This is a genomic window from Pseudoalteromonas sp. C8, assembly GCF_011378685.1.
In the GTDB taxonomy this organism is placed as follows: Bacteria; Pseudomonadota; Gammaproteobacteria; order Enterobacterales; family Alteromonadaceae; genus Pseudoalteromonas; species Pseudoalteromonas arctica.
On the sequence record NZ_WTKT01000001.1, the window covers coordinates 118,812 to 134,982 of the forward strand.

Annotated in this window: 11 protein-coding genes and 1 tRNA gene; 3 read left to right on the forward strand and 9 right to left on the reverse strand. The window is 39.0% G+C overall.

What is annotated here, in order from left to right:
- The first annotated feature begins 221 nt into the window (after window positions 1-221).
- Window positions 222-2,699, forward strand: coding sequence for a PilZ domain-containing protein (locus GQR39_RS00520; RefSeq protein WP_010553175.1), 2,478 nt, complete (start codon window positions 222-224; stop codon window positions 2,697-2,699).
- A 20-nt stretch (window positions 2,700-2,719) separates the two neighbouring features.
- On the opposite strand, the gene serB is transcribed toward GQR39_RS00520, so the two are convergent.
- The gene (gene serB, locus GQR39_RS00525; protein WP_165734553.1) at window positions 2,720-3,748 is read right to left on the reverse strand and encodes a phosphoserine phosphatase SerB; all 1,029 of its coding nucleotides are present in this window, start codon (window positions 3,746-3,748) and stop codon (window positions 2,720-2,722) included.
- A 152-nt stretch (window positions 3,749-3,900) separates the two neighbouring features.
- Between serB and GQR39_RS00530 the strand changes: the two genes are divergently transcribed.
- Window positions 3,901-4,521: an AhpA/YtjB family protein gene (locus GQR39_RS00530; RefSeq protein ID WP_007581635.1), complete on the forward strand. Its 621-nt coding sequence runs from the start codon at window positions 3,901-3,903 to the stop codon at window positions 4,519-4,521.
- Here GQR39_RS00530 and GQR39_RS00535 read toward each other — a convergent pair.
- From GQR39_RS00535 to prfC, 4 genes are all read right to left on the reverse strand, one after another.
- Window positions 4,488-5,255 (reverse strand): TatD family hydrolase, encoded by a 768-nt coding sequence (locus tag GQR39_RS00535; RefSeq protein ID WP_165734554.1) that lies wholly within the window; start codon window positions 5,253-5,255, stop codon window positions 4,488-4,490. The two genes, GQR39_RS00530 and GQR39_RS00535, sit on opposite strands and share 34 nt — an antisense overlap.
- Before the next feature lie 21 nt (window positions 5,256-5,276).
- Window positions 5,277-5,915, reverse strand: coding sequence for a pyridoxamine 5'-phosphate oxidase (gene pdxH, locus GQR39_RS00540; protein ID WP_096793607.1), 639 nt, complete (start codon window positions 5,913-5,915; stop codon window positions 5,277-5,279).
- A 534-nt stretch (window positions 5,916-6,449) separates the two neighbouring features.
- Entirely contained in the window at window positions 6,450-8,192 is a 1,743-nt protein-coding gene (gene argS / locus GQR39_RS00545; RefSeq protein ID WP_165734555.1) for an arginine--tRNA ligase, read from the reverse strand.
- Between the two features lie 59 nt (window positions 8,193-8,251).
- Window positions 8,252-9,841 (reverse strand): peptide chain release factor 3, encoded by a 1,590-nt coding sequence (prfC, locus tag GQR39_RS00550; RefSeq protein WP_007581628.1) that lies wholly within the window; start codon window positions 9,839-9,841, stop codon window positions 8,252-8,254.
- Between the two features lie 852 nt (window positions 9,842-10,693).
- Between prfC and GQR39_RS00555 the strand changes: the two genes are divergently transcribed.
- The gene (locus GQR39_RS00555) at window positions 10,694-13,360 is read left to right on the forward strand and encodes an ATP-binding protein (protein WP_165734556.1); all 2,667 of its coding nucleotides are present in this window, start codon (window positions 10,694-10,696) and stop codon (window positions 13,358-13,360) included.
- A 75-nt stretch (window positions 13,361-13,435) separates the two neighbouring features.
- Here the strand turns inward: GQR39_RS00555 and rimI are convergent, their stop codons facing one another.
- The 4 genes from rimI to guaA all read right to left on the reverse strand — a co-directional run bounded on the left by rimI (window position 13,436) and on the right by guaA (window position 16,069).
- A complete protein-coding gene (gene rimI / locus GQR39_RS00560) occupies window positions 13,436-13,903 on the reverse strand; it encodes a ribosomal protein S18-alanine N-acetyltransferase (protein ID WP_007581622.1) in 468 nt (155 codons plus the stop codon).
- The gene (locus GQR39_RS00565) at window positions 13,890-14,195 is read right to left on the reverse strand and encodes a hypothetical protein (RefSeq protein WP_165734557.1); all 306 of its coding nucleotides are present in this window, start codon (window positions 14,193-14,195) and stop codon (window positions 13,890-13,892) included. The genes rimI and GQR39_RS00565 overlap by 14 nt, the downstream gene beginning before the upstream one ends.
- Before the next feature lie 64 nt (window positions 14,196-14,259).
- Window positions 14,260-14,336 (reverse strand) — tRNA-Trp (locus GQR39_RS00570).
- Window positions 14,337-14,491: 155 nt separating this feature from the next.
- On the reverse strand, window positions 14,492-16,069 hold the full coding sequence (gene guaA, locus GQR39_RS00575; RefSeq protein WP_007581618.1) for a glutamine-hydrolyzing GMP synthase: 1,578 nt from the start codon (window positions 16,067-16,069) through the stop codon (window positions 14,492-14,494).
- Window positions 16,070-16,171: the final 102 nt, after the last annotated feature.

The following is a 16,171-nucleotide window of genomic DNA, read 5'->3' on the forward strand; positions in this document are numbered from 1 at the left end:
CTTTTTAGCTATAATTTAGGGCATACTTTTTGCTTTGAAATAGTTTAAAGTAACTTGCCAACAAAATGGCATATAACACATAATAACAAGAGCTAAACAGTAGTAACTAAAATAATTGTACCTATATTAATAACATAGCGCGATTTAACGTTTATTGAACTTCTAATAAATGGACTTAACAGTATACCTACTTTTTCAATTAGACGGTGATGGTTTTATAAATGGCTGATGACATAATGCTCAAACACGAAGACCTCGTGAATGAGTTAAAAACATATTTAGGCAATGCTAAATTTGACCTGATTTTCAAATCAAAAACCGCTGGGTTAACCAAACCTGAGCAATTTTTGATGAAAATGGAAATGTCACGCTTATCTCAGCCAGTGGCACGCTTTGTTGATCTTCGTGGATTAGTGACGGGCCAAGTAAAACCGTATGAGCATAACGGTAAACAGCACTTTATGGATGACACAGCCATTGAAGTGTTTGAAAAAGCACTTAAACAGCATGGTGAATATACCCTAGCCGTTTACGAAGCCGTAATGAATACAGAAAATAACCACCGCGTATTACAAAAACAAGCCGCCGAAAAATCAGAACTACAAGAATCAGAAAGTAACTTAAGCACTGAAGTAATTAAGTTTGCCTCTTACGAGAGCCGCCGTGAAGAACGGATGAATTACTCAATAAAAGTAACTATTGATTACAAAGATAAAAAGAACATTGCTGCTAGCACCTCAGATATATCTTTAAGCGGTTGTAAAGTTAAGCTTGCAACGCGCTACTCTATAAAAAAAGGTGAACTAATAGCAATGCGCTTGGTAGGCCTTGAACAAGACTTTGAACTTGGCCTAAAAAACGGTATTCAATACGAGGTTGTTGCCGTTGAAAATATCTCTCGTGAATACAACCACATTCGCTTAAAACGCACTTATATCGAAAATAACGATGCCTTTAATGACTTTTTAGAAAGCTTTATTCACGGTAATAAACGTCGTTATAAAGTAAATTTAGATAACACGCTCGATGCTGTAGTATCAAAGGGGTATGAGCAATACTACATCCCTCGTGTAACGTCTTTATATGTATTTTTAAGCAAAAAAGATGAACAGTATTACCCAAGCCTTAGCCTTACTACTGAAAATAATATTTTTATCCAGCGCTATTTTACCGATGAAAGAAAAACACCGTGTTTGTACAATATACTCAATCATCAGCGCATTACACAATTACTAACCCAAATTACCGCGGTCAAAGAAGATTACCTCTATACATTTACACATATATCATCGGGTAAAATTTACTATTACTCTGCGACACGAACTGAGCTAAATAATAACCCTAAATTACGTGATCTATTTTTAGGTTTTGGTAGCCAAAAAGAAAGTTGGCAGTGCTTTAAAATACAAATAATGCCAAGTCATCCAGATGATTCTTTTATACCGCTTTCATTACCTAATAGTGCTGGCGCTAATATTGAAAAACTCAACAAGCCGCCTTCCCCTCGAGTTAAAGGCCTTATAAAAGACGTTAAATATATTGTTGTACTTACAAGTATTGGCAATAAAACAGAGCAAGCAGATTATAAACAACTTACTTTTGATAAAGCGTTAGTAAATCAGCTTAAACATTTTGGCCACGCAAAACATAAAACGCCACCTTATTTAGATATTGTGCCACTTGAATACGTAAATTTACGCTCGCATAAGCGCTACCTTTATAAAACACCGGTTAGCGTCACTATTAATGATGAAGTATTTAACGGTTATACACGTGACTTTTCTGTAATGGGTTTGCAATTAGAGTGCGAGCAACCAGTCACATTTAAAAAAGGTGATATAGTACTTTTAACATTTCCTGAGCTTCAAAAAATAACTAAAAAGCATAAACTTAGCGAACTAAAGTACGAAATAATGGCCATTAGTAAGTCATTCACTACTATTAACCTAAAAGCGAATCGTGTTGCTGATTTACCCCATGCTGGCGTGACTTTTTTCACTCAGTTAATAGAAGGGAATAAAGACAAACTTAAAGTATCTGAAGAAGCGCCAAAAGTAGAAGGCTTATCTACCGCACTTAGAAATATGGTTACAAAAAGTGTATGCCAATTTCCGCTGTATTTACACAAAGAAGCTGCACACTTTAAAACAGGTGCAATTGGTTATGGCTTATACGCCAGTCCTATGCATGTTATTTTGCAAAACTTTGGCTTATTAGGTAACAAAACTGACTTTTCGAGTATTCTTACCGAAGAGCAAATTATTAATGTAATAACGCCTAATATTAAAGATCGCAGTCGCCAAGATGCACCGCTTGCTTTTACACTCGCTATTAATTTCGACCCTCGTAAGGGTAAAATTGAAGAAGCTATTGTTAGCCAATGCGCTTTAGGTGAAGACTACTCAAGCTTTTATAAACAAATTAGTAAAGGCATTACATCACAACTTATATTTGTGATGCGTTTGTATATTTCGCGCACAGGTCGCCCCGATACTGACTACCTATCTAATGAGCTTAAATACGTAAGCCAATATGCAATGCATAAAGCAAAAGATTTAGAAGAAGCATTATGGGCTGTTGCAGGCGTGGGGGACGTAGTAGATATAACTGAAGAAGCTCTAAGCCATTTAGAGCTTAAAAAAGAGCAAGTTGAACAAATGGGCCGCCGTAAACTAATTTGGTTAAACCGCTTACGCTAAGCGGTTTAACTTAAACAACTTTAAAGAGCGGGCTCTTTATCTAACGGAATAGCCAACATATACAGCAATTGCAATAATGACCCTTCACAAATAGCCGCTTGTGCTTGCTCAACTACTTTAGGTTTGCCATGCACTGCTACACCTAGGCCAGCTTTAGCCATCATTACTAAATCGTTTGCGCCATCGCCAATAGCAACTGTTTGAGACTTCTCAAGCCCTAGTTTATGTTGTAACGACTCTAGAATAATTGCTTTTTGTTGTGCATCTACAATTGTACCCAGTACTTTACCTGTTAGTTTATCGTCTTTAAATTCGAGTACATTAGCGTGCACTTCATCTAAATTAATAAGCTCTTGAACGCGCTCTGCAAACGGTACAAAACCACCTGATGCAATTGCTAAATACCAGTCATGCTGTTTTAGAATTTGACACAGCACTTTAATACCCGGCATGAGTGGCAATGCACTTTTTAGTTCTTCAATTAAGCTTTTTTCAATACCAGCCAGTTTAGCTACGCGCTGATTTAAACTCTCGCTAAAATCAAGTTTACCCGCCATTGCAAGTGCGGTTACAGAGGCTACTTCGTCGTAAACATCCGCAAGGCGTGCTATTTCGTCTATGCACTCAATAGTTATTGCAGTTGAATCCATATCCATAACCAATAAACCAGGCTCATATAAATTAGGCGCAGTAGAAACTTGCACTAATTGACAATCTAGGGTGTTTGAAAACTCTTGTAGTACTAACGGGTTTATAGCTTGATCGGAGTTTTGCGCGTAAAAACACAGTGCTGGAGCTAACCCTAAATCTGGTTGATATTGACATATAGCACTGACTGTTTGGTTATGCGTAGCTAAAAAATCAATAATGCTAACAATGTGTTTTTCTTCAAAATCACCCGCAAATGCGATGCTAAATAACCCTAATGCTTTGTTTGGTATATAATCAAGAGGTGTAAATACACCACCACTATAGCTAAACCATTTATTTAGAGTTAAGTGTTGTAATGGTTGCTCAGCAGCTTGCTGTGCCATGTTGATTTGCGACATGGAATCTCCGTGTTTATTTTTATTTTCCTGATAATTGGCATATCATAACTGGTATTCTCAACACTAAATTCGCCATCAGGTGGGGTTTAAGGTTATAGTTAGTGTAGTTGTAACATCAAATCAAAATGCTGTCAGTAGCATAAACGGTGACTATGAAAAATAACCATATTAAAAACCCTATTACGGCTTCTCAAAGAAAACGACTTGTTCGCTTAATACTAGCGGCTGGTTGTTTTGTATTACTAAGCTGGGTAGGTGTTAATAGTAGTTTTCAGAGTCATCAGTTACTTTATGATAGTGCCGATAGCACGGCAAAAAGCCTCACTCAGTTTATGGCTTTAAATGTTAAAACACCGCTTATTGAAAAAAACAAACCACAGCTCAACGCCATTTGTAACGATATAAGTAAAGATGAATTTGTACTTTCTGCGACTATTTATGATCAACAAGGCATTTTAATTGCTAGCAGTGACAATTGGCAGTCACATCATATTTATGGACAACTCCCTGACTCTACACCGGGTATTAGTAAACTAAAAACACCTTTTATGGAACCCGTGATAAGCGATGATGACCGCCCTATAGGCTTTGTGTCTGTTACTTATTTAACTCGCGCCGCAATATCCGACAGCCATAATCATTTTCATGACTTAGGTCGACAGGTACTATTAATGCTAGTGATTGCATGTATTTTTACGTGGCAGTTAGGGCGTGGATTAAAACGTTGGCAGGTAAATCGCTACATGCAAAAAACATCTGAACAAGAATCGTAAAGCTGCTTTGCAAGCGTCCCTCTTTCACTATGTGGCTTTAAATCACATAACGCGTTAAATACATCAGGTATATGTAATGGCGTGTTAACTTCACCTTGATGACCGCTTAACGGCATTGAAGGTGAGTCGGTTTCAAGCACTAAGTGCTCTGGCTCAATAGCAGCAATAACAGCGCGTGTTTTAACTGCGCGATCATAGGTAATAACGCCGCCTATGCCAAGCTTAAAACCCTGCTTAATATAGTACTGCGCTTGTTGAAGTGAGCCCGAAAAGGCATGAATCACTCCCCCGTTTTTTGGCTTACACCGCTTAAACGATTGCGCAATTAAATCATGGCTTTGCCTATGATGCACAATGAGCGGTAAGTTAAGCTCATTAGAAAGCCCTATTTGCTGCTCAAATAAATAAGTTTGTTTAGGAAGGTTTTCAATACTTCGATCAAGCCCGCACTCCCCAATAGCTACCAACTGATGCTTATTTGCAGTCGCGAATTCAAATAACGCTTCTATGTGCGATTCGTTATGTTGCTCTAAAAAGTAAGGATGTAGCCCTGCGGCTATTTTTATACTTGGGTAAGTTGCTTTGAGTTTTATGAGAGTATGTGATTGAGCAAGCGTAATACCCGGCACAACAAACTGATTAACTCCCTTTGCTACACACTCGTTTATGAGCGATTCACGATTCGAATCAAACTCGCTAAAGTCGAGGTGGCAATGAGAGTCAATAAATTGCACGGTTACTTACTCATCTATTTATTAAGGGTTTAAGCGTGTAATTTGCCAGCTGTTATCTGCTTGGCGCTGATACATAAAACGGTCATGCAAACGATGCGCCCCACCTTGCCAAAACTCAATTTTAGTGGGCACTACACAATATCCGCCCCAAAAATCAGGAAGTGGTATTTCACCTTTAGCAAACTTATTTTTCATGTTGGCGAAGGTTTCCATGAGTACTTTACGTGATGACACCGGACGACTTTGCGCTGACGCCCACGCCGCTAATTGGCTTTCTTTAGGACGAGATAAAAAGTACTTTGCCACAGCAGAGGTAGGCAATGGTTTAGCCTCGCCATATACAATAACTTGGCGTTCCATGTGGTGCCACGGAAAGTGCAGTGATATTTTGTTATTACCTTTAAGCTCTTGCGCTTTACGCGAACCTGTATTGGTAAAAAATACAAAACCGTTATCATCCAAATGCTTTAAAAGCACAATACGCTGTGAAGGCTGACCGGTTTCATCAACAGTTGCTACGACCATTGCTGTTGGATCGGGTAGTTTGCTTGCTACCGCATGCTCAAGCCATGTTTCAAACTGCTTAAACGGATCATCTTGCAAGTTATCTTCGCTTAACGCGTCCTGCAGGTATTCACGGCGAATATCTTCGAGTTTCATAACAAGTCCTTTAAATAAAGCCTTAGAAAAGAGCTTAGAGTAGCGAGCTTAAAACAATGGATGTTGAGTAGTAACAAATATTAAGATTCAGGTGCATGCGATAGCAATAACACCGAGTCTCGAGTGTATTCGATAGCAGTAAACATAGAGTCTCAGGTTTATCGATAGCAATAAACACAGAGCCTCAGGTGCATTCGATAGCAATAAACATAGAGTCTCAGGCGTATCGTTGGGTTTCGTTTCACTCAACCCAACCTACAACGTAAACTACACAACTCAGATATCTGCAAGTGTAGAAGTGCTGACAAGACGGAGTGCTTTTTTATGCCAAGGAGCATACATTTAGTATGTGACTTAGGCTAAAAAAGCACGACAACGCAGTCAAAGCGAACTACACGCAGCAGACGGTTCACCTAAGTAGTTTAGCCTAAGACAAGGCATCCAACCCGACTTATCCCTATGAGCATACGGTTTGTATGTGATTAGGGTAAGTTGGGGTGGATAACGCAGTATTAGGTTAAAATACGACGGTGATTACATTTGCTCCATAACTTCAATGCCTAGCAAATCTAATCCCGTTTCAAGAGTTTTAGAAACCAAATTACACAACACTAAACGGCTATCGCGCACGCTTGGCTCTACGCCCTCTTTAAGTACTGGGCAGGCTTCGTAAAATGTCATGTATAAGCTTGCTAGCTCATATAAGTAACCACATAGTACGTGCGGTGTTGCTTCGCTGATCATTAAATCAAGTACTTCTTCAAGCTGTAGTAGCTTAAGTGCTAGTGCTTTTTCTTGAGGCTCAATAATTGCAACATCTGAATTTAATGTAGCTGCATCAACGCCTGACTTACGGAAAATACTGCGTATACGTGTATAAGCATATTGTAAATAAGGAGCGGTTGCGCCTTCAAAGCTTAGCATGCTGTCCCAGTTAAAAATGTAATCGCTGGTACGGTGCTTAGAAAGGTCCGCGTATTTAACTGCGCCAATACCTACTTTACGTGCAATCTCGTTGCGATCGCTATCACTTAAATCCGATTCACGTTCAGCTAGTTTTGCAGCTGCACGGTTAATTGATTCTTCCAATAAGTCAGCAAGTTTTACTGTGCCGCCAGTACGTGTTTTAAATGGTTTGTTATCGGCGCCCATCATGGTGCCAAACGGGCAAAACTCGTAACTTGTTTCGTCTCGTAATAAACCTGCTTTACGCGCTGTAAGCTCTACTTGATTAAAGTGTAGGTTTTGACGTGCATCTACAAAAATTAAGATACGATCAGCACCTAATTTATTTGAACGGTAATCACATGCCGCTAAATCGGTTGTTGCATATAAAAAACCACCGCCAGATTTTTGTACGATAAACGCAGATGGCTCGCCATCTTTGTTGGCAAGCTCATCTAAAAACACAACTTGCGCGCCTTGCGACTCTACTGCAATATTTTTATCTTTAAGTAGGCTAATAATATCGTTAAGTTCTGCGTTGTATGCGCTTTCAGCCATAATATCGGCTTGAGTAAGTGTTACATTTAAACGCTTGTATACTTCTTCAGAATGCTTAACTGAGGTAGCTATAAACAGTTTCCAAAGTTTTTCACAATGCGCATCGCCGCCTTGTAATTTAACAACGTAATTACGTGCTTTATCAGCAAAGCCTTCTTCGTCGTCAAAGCGTTTTTTAGCATCGCGGTAAAAGGTTTCTAAATCAGCAAGCGCTACAGAATCTAAATCAACACCTTGGCTAATTTGATCTTCTAAATGCGCGATTAACATACCAAATTGCGTGCCCCAATCACCCATGTGATTTTGACGTACAACCGTATCGCCTCTAAATTCAAGCGCACGCACAATTGAGTCACCAATAATGGTTGAACGTAAATGGCCTACGTGCATTTCTTTAGCAAGGTTTGGTGATGAATAGTCAACAACCACTTTTTGCGGGTTAGCATGCTCATTTACAGCAAGCTTTGCATCACTGTTAGCGGCTTGTACGCTTTGAGCTAAAAACTCAGGCTTTAAATGAATATTAATAAAACCTGGGCCAGCAATTTCAGTCTTTTGAGCAATATCGCTTACATCAAGGTTATCTATAATTTTTTGCGCAAGCTCACGTGGGTTGCTTTTCATTTTTTTAGCCGCGCCCATTGCTGCATTAATTTGGTAATCACCAAATTGTGGACGTGTGCTTTGTGTTACTGCTGGGTTTGTATCTTCAGGTAAGCCTGCGCCCGCCATAGCGGCAATGGCTTTTTCGATTAAAATAGTACGAATATTCATATTTTTTACCTTTGTAAGCCCGCCAAAGCAGGCTTTCAGTTAACTGTAGTCAGTCGATTCTAGTTTTCGCGAGTGTGGTTAAATGTCACTTCTGGGTAACGCTCTACTGATAAATTAAGATTTACACGGCTCGGCGCAATGTAAGTTAAGTTATCGCCACCATCGAGTGCTAAATTACTTTCGCACTTGCGCTTAAAGTCTTCAAACTTTTTCACATCGTCGCTGCTTACCCAACGCGCTGTATTTACGTTTACACCTTCGTAAATAGCATCTACGTTATATTCGGCTTTTAAGCGCGCTACAACTACATCAAACTGAAGTACACCTACCGCGCCCACAATTAAATCGTTGTTTATAAGCGGTCTAAATACTTGCACAGCACCTTCTTCAGAAAGCTGTACTAAGCCTTTTAATAATTGCTTTTGCTTAAGCGGATCGCGTAGACGAATACGGCGGAATAATTCAGGCGCAAAGTTAGGGATACCGCTAAATTTAAGTTTTTCGCCTTGTGTGAACGTATCACCAATTTGAATGGTACCGTGGTTATGCAAACCAATAATATCGCCCGCGTAAGCGTCAGCTGCGCGCTCACGATCGCCCGCCATAAAGGTTACCGCATCAGAAATGCTCACTTGCTTGCCAATTCGCACGTGATTCATTTTCATGCCTTGGCTGTACTTACCCGATACAATACGCATAAATGCAATACGGTCACGGTGTTTAGGGTCCATGTTGGCCTGAATTTTAAATACAAAACCAGTAAAGTTTTCTTCAGTTGCAACAATAAGTCTGTCTTCGGTTTCACGAGGCAGTGGCGTTGGTGCCCATTTAGTTAAACCATCTAAAACGTGGTCAACACCAAAGTTACCAAGTGCGGTACCGTAATAAACTGGCGAAAGCTCACCTGCTAAAAACAGATCTAAATCAAATTCGTTTGATGCGCCAATAACAAGCTCAAGCTCATCGCGTAATTGCGCAGCTAAATCTTCACCAATGGCAATATCAAGTTCTGGGTTATCAAGACCTTTAATGGTACGAACTTCTTGAATTTTATGACCCTGACCTGTTTTGTATAAAACAGCTTCGTCATTATGAATGTGATAAACACCTTTGAACTCTTTACCACAGCCAATTGGCCAAGTAATGGGTGCACAGGCAATATTTAGCTCTGTTTCAACTTCGTCAAGCACTTCCATTGGGTCGCGAATTTCACGGTCACATTTATTCATAAACGTAACAATTGGCGTTGTACGCAGGCGTGTAACTTCCATTAGCTTACGGGTACGATCTTCTACACCCTTTGCCGCATCAATAACCATTAAACACGAATCTACCGCGGTTAATGTGCGGTAAGTATCTTCCGAGAAGTCTTCGTGTCCTGGCGTATCAAGTAAATTAACAAGCGCATTGTTATACGGAAACTGCATTACAGAGGTAGTAACAGATATACCACGCTCTTTTTCCATTTCCATCCAGTCAGATTTTGCATGCTGGTTAGAGCCACGACCTTTTACAGTACCAGCTCTTTGAATAGCTTGTCCGAATAACAATACTTTTTCGGTAATGGTTGTTTTACCAGCATCTGGGTGAGAGATGATAGCAAAGGTTCGTCGTTTATTAATTTCGCTAAGGAGATTTTGATCTGCCATTAAAAAAGTTCTTTTAGTTTGTATACGGATATTATCCACTTTAAGTATGCTGAGCTTTCAAGGCTTAAATAATACCAATTGCATTAAATTAGCGTTCTATTATAGCGATAATAAAATAGCGCAATAACAAGGCGAAATTATCACATAGACTTATTCTCTATGAATAATTTTTAACGTAGTTAGTGAGTTATTTAATACGCTAGAACGATCTTGTTTTAATAAAATTGGTATAGAGCAACCTCGAAAGCTCAACACACCATCAGAAAAGCCCTAAATTGGCCCTTCACATGCGATCCGTTATGTTAATCGTAATTGAAGACTATTTTCGCTGATCTTGGCCTTATAAACAATCAATGGTTGGTTATTAGCTGATCTTTTTTATTAATATGGATTTTGGGAAGCCTAACTGCAAATGAGGTACAAAAAAATCAGTAATAAGCCAAATAAATAGGATCAGCACACAATACACCAAGCCTCTGCACACCATTAGAATTTTTAAGCCTTGCTTGAGAATATAACCTAGTGGCCCGGCTAACAGCCCTGCGTTAACCCACTGGTATTTATAACTGAGAGTAAATTAGAAAATTCAATTTTAAGTGATAGCATTTATCTTTAAAAAAATGACTTTAAAAGATGTAAATTTATGTAAACTTTTTTGAACAATAAAATAACGGTTATAAGCATGTAACTTATTAAATTAAAATAACTTAATAAAATAAAAAAACACCAATACAGAGCTAAATACCATGCAACTACTGATTGTAATTTAACCACCAAGACCGCCACAAGCTTGTGTAATAAAGTCGTAACGCATATTATTGGCAGATTGCATGGAGGATAAGTCGTTTGGTCATGAAAACCAGTAAGTTAAGTATTAGATTATTATGGTATATAACACCCCTTGTTATTCTACCGCTGCTATTTTTAGGTGGCTTTACACTCACCAATGTAACTAATTCAACACAAAAACAAGCTGATTTAATAATGAGCCGTTTTGTTGAGCAACAACAGCAAAAAATATTTAACTATATCGACTCTTTTCACTCTACTGCAAAACTACTTTCAACCTCGCCAGTACTTAGTGATTTTTTAGCAAACGACATTCGTGCCAACGGTAATTACACCCGAAAACTTGGCGCGCTTATGGATGTATTTGCCAGTTACAGTGAGGCTTATCCCGATATAATTAGCATTAATTTAGTTTCAGCCAGTGGGAAAAGCGATGCCTACTACTCTAACAACCTAACAACAGCGCCTAAAAGCTACCCGTTTTTTAATCAAGTATTGCAAAGTAATTTAAGTAAACAGCAATTTATGATTCAAAAGGATGATGGCACCACTAGTTTGTATTTTATTCAACGAATTTATAGTGTTGATTACTATTTAAAACGACCACAGCAGCTTGGTTTTATTGTAATACATATAGAACCTTCAATACTAAACTCTAGTATTTTAGAAGCGCCATATAACAACACGCTTAATTTAATGTTGACTAAAGACGGGAAAATTTTATTTAGCTCCGATTACAATATGCGTGGCCAATACATAAGCGAGTACGAACTTAATCAAGTGCACGACCTCGCTGATATCGGCATGCTTTCAACTATTGAACTCTCAAGCATAGACAAAATAGAGCGAATGATTTTTGCAGTGCAAATGCCCGGCGGATATTATTACGTATCGACCATTCCCAAAGGGGTGCTTTATCAATCAGGCAAAGCCATAAGTTTAATAACAGGCTTAATTGTTATTATTTCGGTGATCACCCTGCCAATATTAATTTTTGTAGTGGTCCGCAATTTATTACTTAACCCAATTGAGTTACTCGGGGCTGCGAGTCATCGTGTTGGTGATGGCGATTTGTCGGTGCACTTACCAGCTCATACAAATGATGAAGTAGGTGTTTTATTTAACGACTTTAACCACATGGTTAATCAAATAAGGCACTACCAACAACAGCTTGAAGAATACAAACACCACCTTGAAGATAAAGTGGAAAGTCGTACCCAAGCACTTGAAACTATGAACAGCCAACTTGAGTTAGCTATTGGCCAAGCTGAGCAAGCTAATCAACTTAAGAGTCGTTTTTTAGCTAACATGAGTCACGAAATACGCACGCCGCTCACGGCCATTATGGGCTTTACAGAGCAGTTACTACACAACGATAAAGTAGCGAATGACAAACAACACCTAAGCACTATTTTACGTAATTCAAAACACTTACTAGAGTTAATAAATAACATACTCGATTTATCTAAAATTGAAGCTGAAAAGCTGGCTGTTGATTTGTCAGCGTTAAACGTAGTGCAGCTTGTGCACGACATTGAATCAATTATTCAACCACTGGCACAAGAAAAACAATTAACCCTTAATATCGACTATCAACTGCCGCTACCCCGCACCATTTATAGTGATGTGACCCGCTTAAAACAAATACTTATAAACATTGCTAATAACGCTGTTAAATTTACCGAAAATGGCAGCGTGTCTATTTGTGTGCATTATTTACAAGCAAGTCAAAAGCTAGAGTTTGTAATTAAAGATACTGGTATTGGTATGTCTGAGCATCAAATAGAACGTGTATTTAAGCCGTTTGAACAAGCCGATGCCACAACTACACGTCGTTTTGGTGGTACAGGTCTTGGGTTGTGTATTTCTAAAAACTTAGCACTGTTACTTGGTGGCGATGTAAACCTTGAAAGTGAAGTGGGTGTAGGTAGCCGAGTTACAATTAGGGTGGCATGTCAGCTATCTGATGATCAACCCATGCTTGAGTTTTTAACGCAAGACAGCCAGTTAATACCAGAGAAAGACCCTCTCTTATCGTTTGCAACCAATAGCTTCGACGCCAATATATTAGTGGCTGAGGATAACCCAGATAACCAACTATTAATTAAATTATTACTGCAAACCTGGGGCCTTGAACCCGATATTGCCAGTAATGGCGCACAAGCTGTAGAAATGGCGCTCGTAAACGACTACCAACTTATTATTATGGATATGCAAATGCCTGTAATGGGCGGATTAGAAGCGACTAAAATGCTTCGTCATGCAGCGTATAATGGCCCTATCATTGCCCTTACTGCCAATGTAATGAACCATGATATAGGCACTTATCTAGAAGCTGGTTGCGACAAAGCACTGGCTAAACCCATTGATAAAGATGCTCTGGAAAACGTACTCGTAAGCTACCTGCATCTTGAAAAAGATAATCAAAATAAATGGGATAGCCTATTAAAGAGCGAAAAGTTTCAGCAAATTGCCGATAATTACTTAGCTAACTTACCTACATATTTAGAAGAAGTTAAAGCTTTGCAGCATTGTGATGATTGGGAAGCATTAAGAGGTATAGCGCACAGTGTTAAAGGCAGTTCTGGATGCTTTAACTTTGATGAAATTTACCATAGCGCTGCGGCACTTGAAGAGAACTTAAAAAGTAACAATAAAGTACCAAGAGACGAGCTGGTAAATGATTTAATAGCAGCCATTGAGCAAGCAATTAGCGACAAAGTAACCTAAAAAGCAAAGTTACAAAACGGTACAAATGCAGTACTTTAGCGGCTCTATATTTTAAATGCTAATTACCGACTTTAATTATGAAAAGTTTAAACCTAGCGCCATACCCATTAAAATAGCGTCTTCAAAGCCATTTTTAGCAGGGTTATCACTTGGGTAGTAGTTTTTACGCACTGACATCTCAGCAAAGCCTGCGCGCTCGTACAGCGCAATAGCACGCGTATTTGATTCGCGTACTTCTAAAAAGAGGTTTTCAGCATTTTGCTGCTCACCATATTCAATAAACTGCGCTAACAACTGCCTTGCAATACCCTTACCCTGGTGACTTGGTGTTACACAAATATCCATAAGTGTAAAATCAGGCCCTGCTTTTTCACCAATATAAAAACCAATCATGCTTGCCTCATCAAATGCGGCAACATTAAAGTAGCGTCCACCTATACATGAACCCATTGTATTTAAAGTCCACGGATGGCTATGACACGCTGTTTCGATGGCCATTAATTGAGGTATTGCAGTTTCATCTACTGATTTAAAGTTTATCAAGGTGTTTACTCATTAAAGCCCATAAAGCACGCTTCTCAGAGGCGTTGAGCTGTGGGGTTGGCAATGTAAGCTTATTGTCGTTTAATTGCATCTCACTGCCCTGTACAACGCTATTTATAATAATAGGCTCTGCACTGAGTTTAATGTCTGCAAGTAGTTGCTCATTTAGCGTTAAAGGACTAGCTATCGTGCTTTGCGATAAAGCATTAGCTTGATCATTTGCTTGAGGACAATAATGTAGATTGAGTTCAAGATTTTCTATATCAAAAATAGCTGCGTAACGTGGATGCATAACAACTCAGTAGATTAGACATTTGAACAATATAAGAAGTAATAAAAACGATGTAAAGAAGAAATGGCAGGGGCGGAGAGATTCGAACTCCCAACCATCGGTTTTGGAGACCGCTGTTCTACCAATTGGAACTACGCCCCTGCAATGACGACGAATTATAGAGAAGTTTCGCCAAAGGTAAAGAGAAAAATCACTCTTTTAGTTTAACTGCTTTTTAAATAAACAAAACGGCGAATTAGCATGCTAATTCACCGTTTTTTAATCACTTAAACTTAGTTAATTAAAACTAAAATTAATTATTCCCATTCGATAGTTGCAGGTGGTTTACCTGAAATATCGTAAACAACACGAGAAATACCATCTATTTCATTAATGATACGGTTTGATACCACACCTAAAAACTCATAAGGTAAATGTGACCAGCGCGCTGTCATAAAGTCGATTGTTTCCACACAACGAAGTGATACAACCCAATCATACTTACGTGCATCGCCCATAACCCCTACCGATTTAACAGGTAAGAATACAGTAAACGCTTGGCTTACTTTATGGTAAAGATCAGCTTTGTGAAGCTCTTCGATGAAAATCGCATCAGCGCGACGTAATAAATCACAGTATTCTTTTTTGATTTCACCAAGTACACGCACACCTAAACCTGGTCCAGGGAAAGGATGACGGTAAAGCATGTCGTACGGTAAACCTAGTTCTAGGCCAATTTTACGTACTTCATCTTTGAATAATTCACGTAATGGCTCAACAAGGCCCATTTTCATGTCATCTGGTAATCCGCCCACATTGTGGTGAGATTTAATAACATGCGCTTTACCAGTTGCAGATGCCGCTGATTCAATTACATCAGGATAAATTGTACCTTGCGCTAACCATTTTGCATTTTTAAGCTTTTTGGCTTGCTCATCAAATACATTAATAAACGTATGACCAATGGCTTTACGTTTATCTTCTGGGTCTGACTTACCCGCTAGATCATTTAAAAACTGCTCTTCAGCTTCAACTTTAACAATATTTAAGCCAAATTTATTACCAAACATGTCCATTACTTGTTGGCCTTCGTTTAAACGAAGTAAACCATTATCAACAAATACACATGTTAGTCTTTCGCCAATTGCACGGTGAATAAGCATAGCCACAACCGATGAATCAACACCACCAGAGAGGCCTAAAATAACTTCGTCATCGCCAACTGTTTCTTTAATACGCTCGATAGCATCATCGATAATTTTTGCAGCAGTCCACAATTTTTCACAGCCACAAATATCAATAGCAAAACGCTCTAATAAGCGCTGACCTTGGTGCGTGTGTGTTACTTCTGGGTGAAACTGTACACCGTAAAAACGTTTTTCTTCGTTAGACATTGCAGCATGTGGACAAGTAGATGTTTTAGCTGTTGTTGCAAAACCAGCTGGAATATCCATTACTTTGTCGCCATGGCTCATCCATACGTCGAGTATGCCGTTGCCGCCATCGGTAATGCTGTCTTCAATTGCATCAAATAATGCACAGTTGCCTACTTTTTCTACTTGTGCGTAACCAAACTCTTTTTTATCAGAGCTGTGTACACTTCCGCCAAGTTGAGCTGCCATTGTTTGCATACCGTAGCAAATACCTAGCACAGGCACGCCTGCATTAAATACATACTCAGGAGCGCGCGGGCTGTTTTCAAGTGTTGTTGATTCTGGACCACCAGAAAGAATAATACCTTGTGGGTTGAACTCGCGGATTTGCTCTTCAGTCACATCCCATGCCCAAAGTTCACAGTAAACACCAATTTCACGCACACGACGGGCGATTAATTGAGTGTATTGTGAACCAAAGTCTAAAATGAGAATTCGTGAATCGTGAATATCTTTGCTCATGGAGTATCTCGTAAAGTCTGATGCTAAATGCCGCTTTGAATACCAATTTTATTAAACATTACTAATTCTTGCAGGCTAAATAACTCTCTAACCACGTTAAAA

Bases quoted from the DNA above. Each gene is read 5' to 3' on its own strand.
- GQR39_RS00520 (WP_010553175.1), top strand. From the start codon at position 222: ATGGCTGATGACATAATGCTCAAACACGAAGACCTCGTGAATGAGTTA.
- serB (WP_165734553.1), bottom strand. From the start codon at position 3,748: ATGTCGCAAATCAACATGGCACAGCAAGCTGCTGAGCAACCATTACAA.
- GQR39_RS00530 (WP_007581635.1), top strand. From the start codon at position 3,901: ATGAAAAATAACCATATTAAAAACCCTATTACGGCTTCTCAAAGAAAA.
- pdxH (WP_096793607.1), bottom strand. From the start codon at position 5,915: ATGAAACTCGAAGATATTCGCCGTGAATACCTGCAGGACGCGTTAAGC.
- argS (WP_165734555.1), bottom strand. From the start codon at position 8,192: ATGAATATTCGTACTATTTTAATCGAAAAAGCCATTGCCGCTATGGCG.
- prfC (WP_007581628.1), bottom strand. From the start codon at position 9,841: ATGGCAGATCAAAATCTCCTTAGCGAAATTAATAAACGACGAACCTTT.
- GQR39_RS00555 (WP_165734556.1), top strand. From the start codon at position 10,694: ATGAAAACCAGTAAGTTAAGTATTAGATTATTATGGTATATAACACCC.
- GQR39_RS00565 (WP_165734557.1), bottom strand. From the start codon at position 14,195: ATGCATCCACGTTACGCAGCTATTTTTGATATAGAAAATCTTGAACTC.
- guaA (WP_007581618.1), bottom strand. From the start codon at position 16,069: ATGAGCAAAGATATTCACGATTCACGAATTCTCATTTTAGACTTTGGT.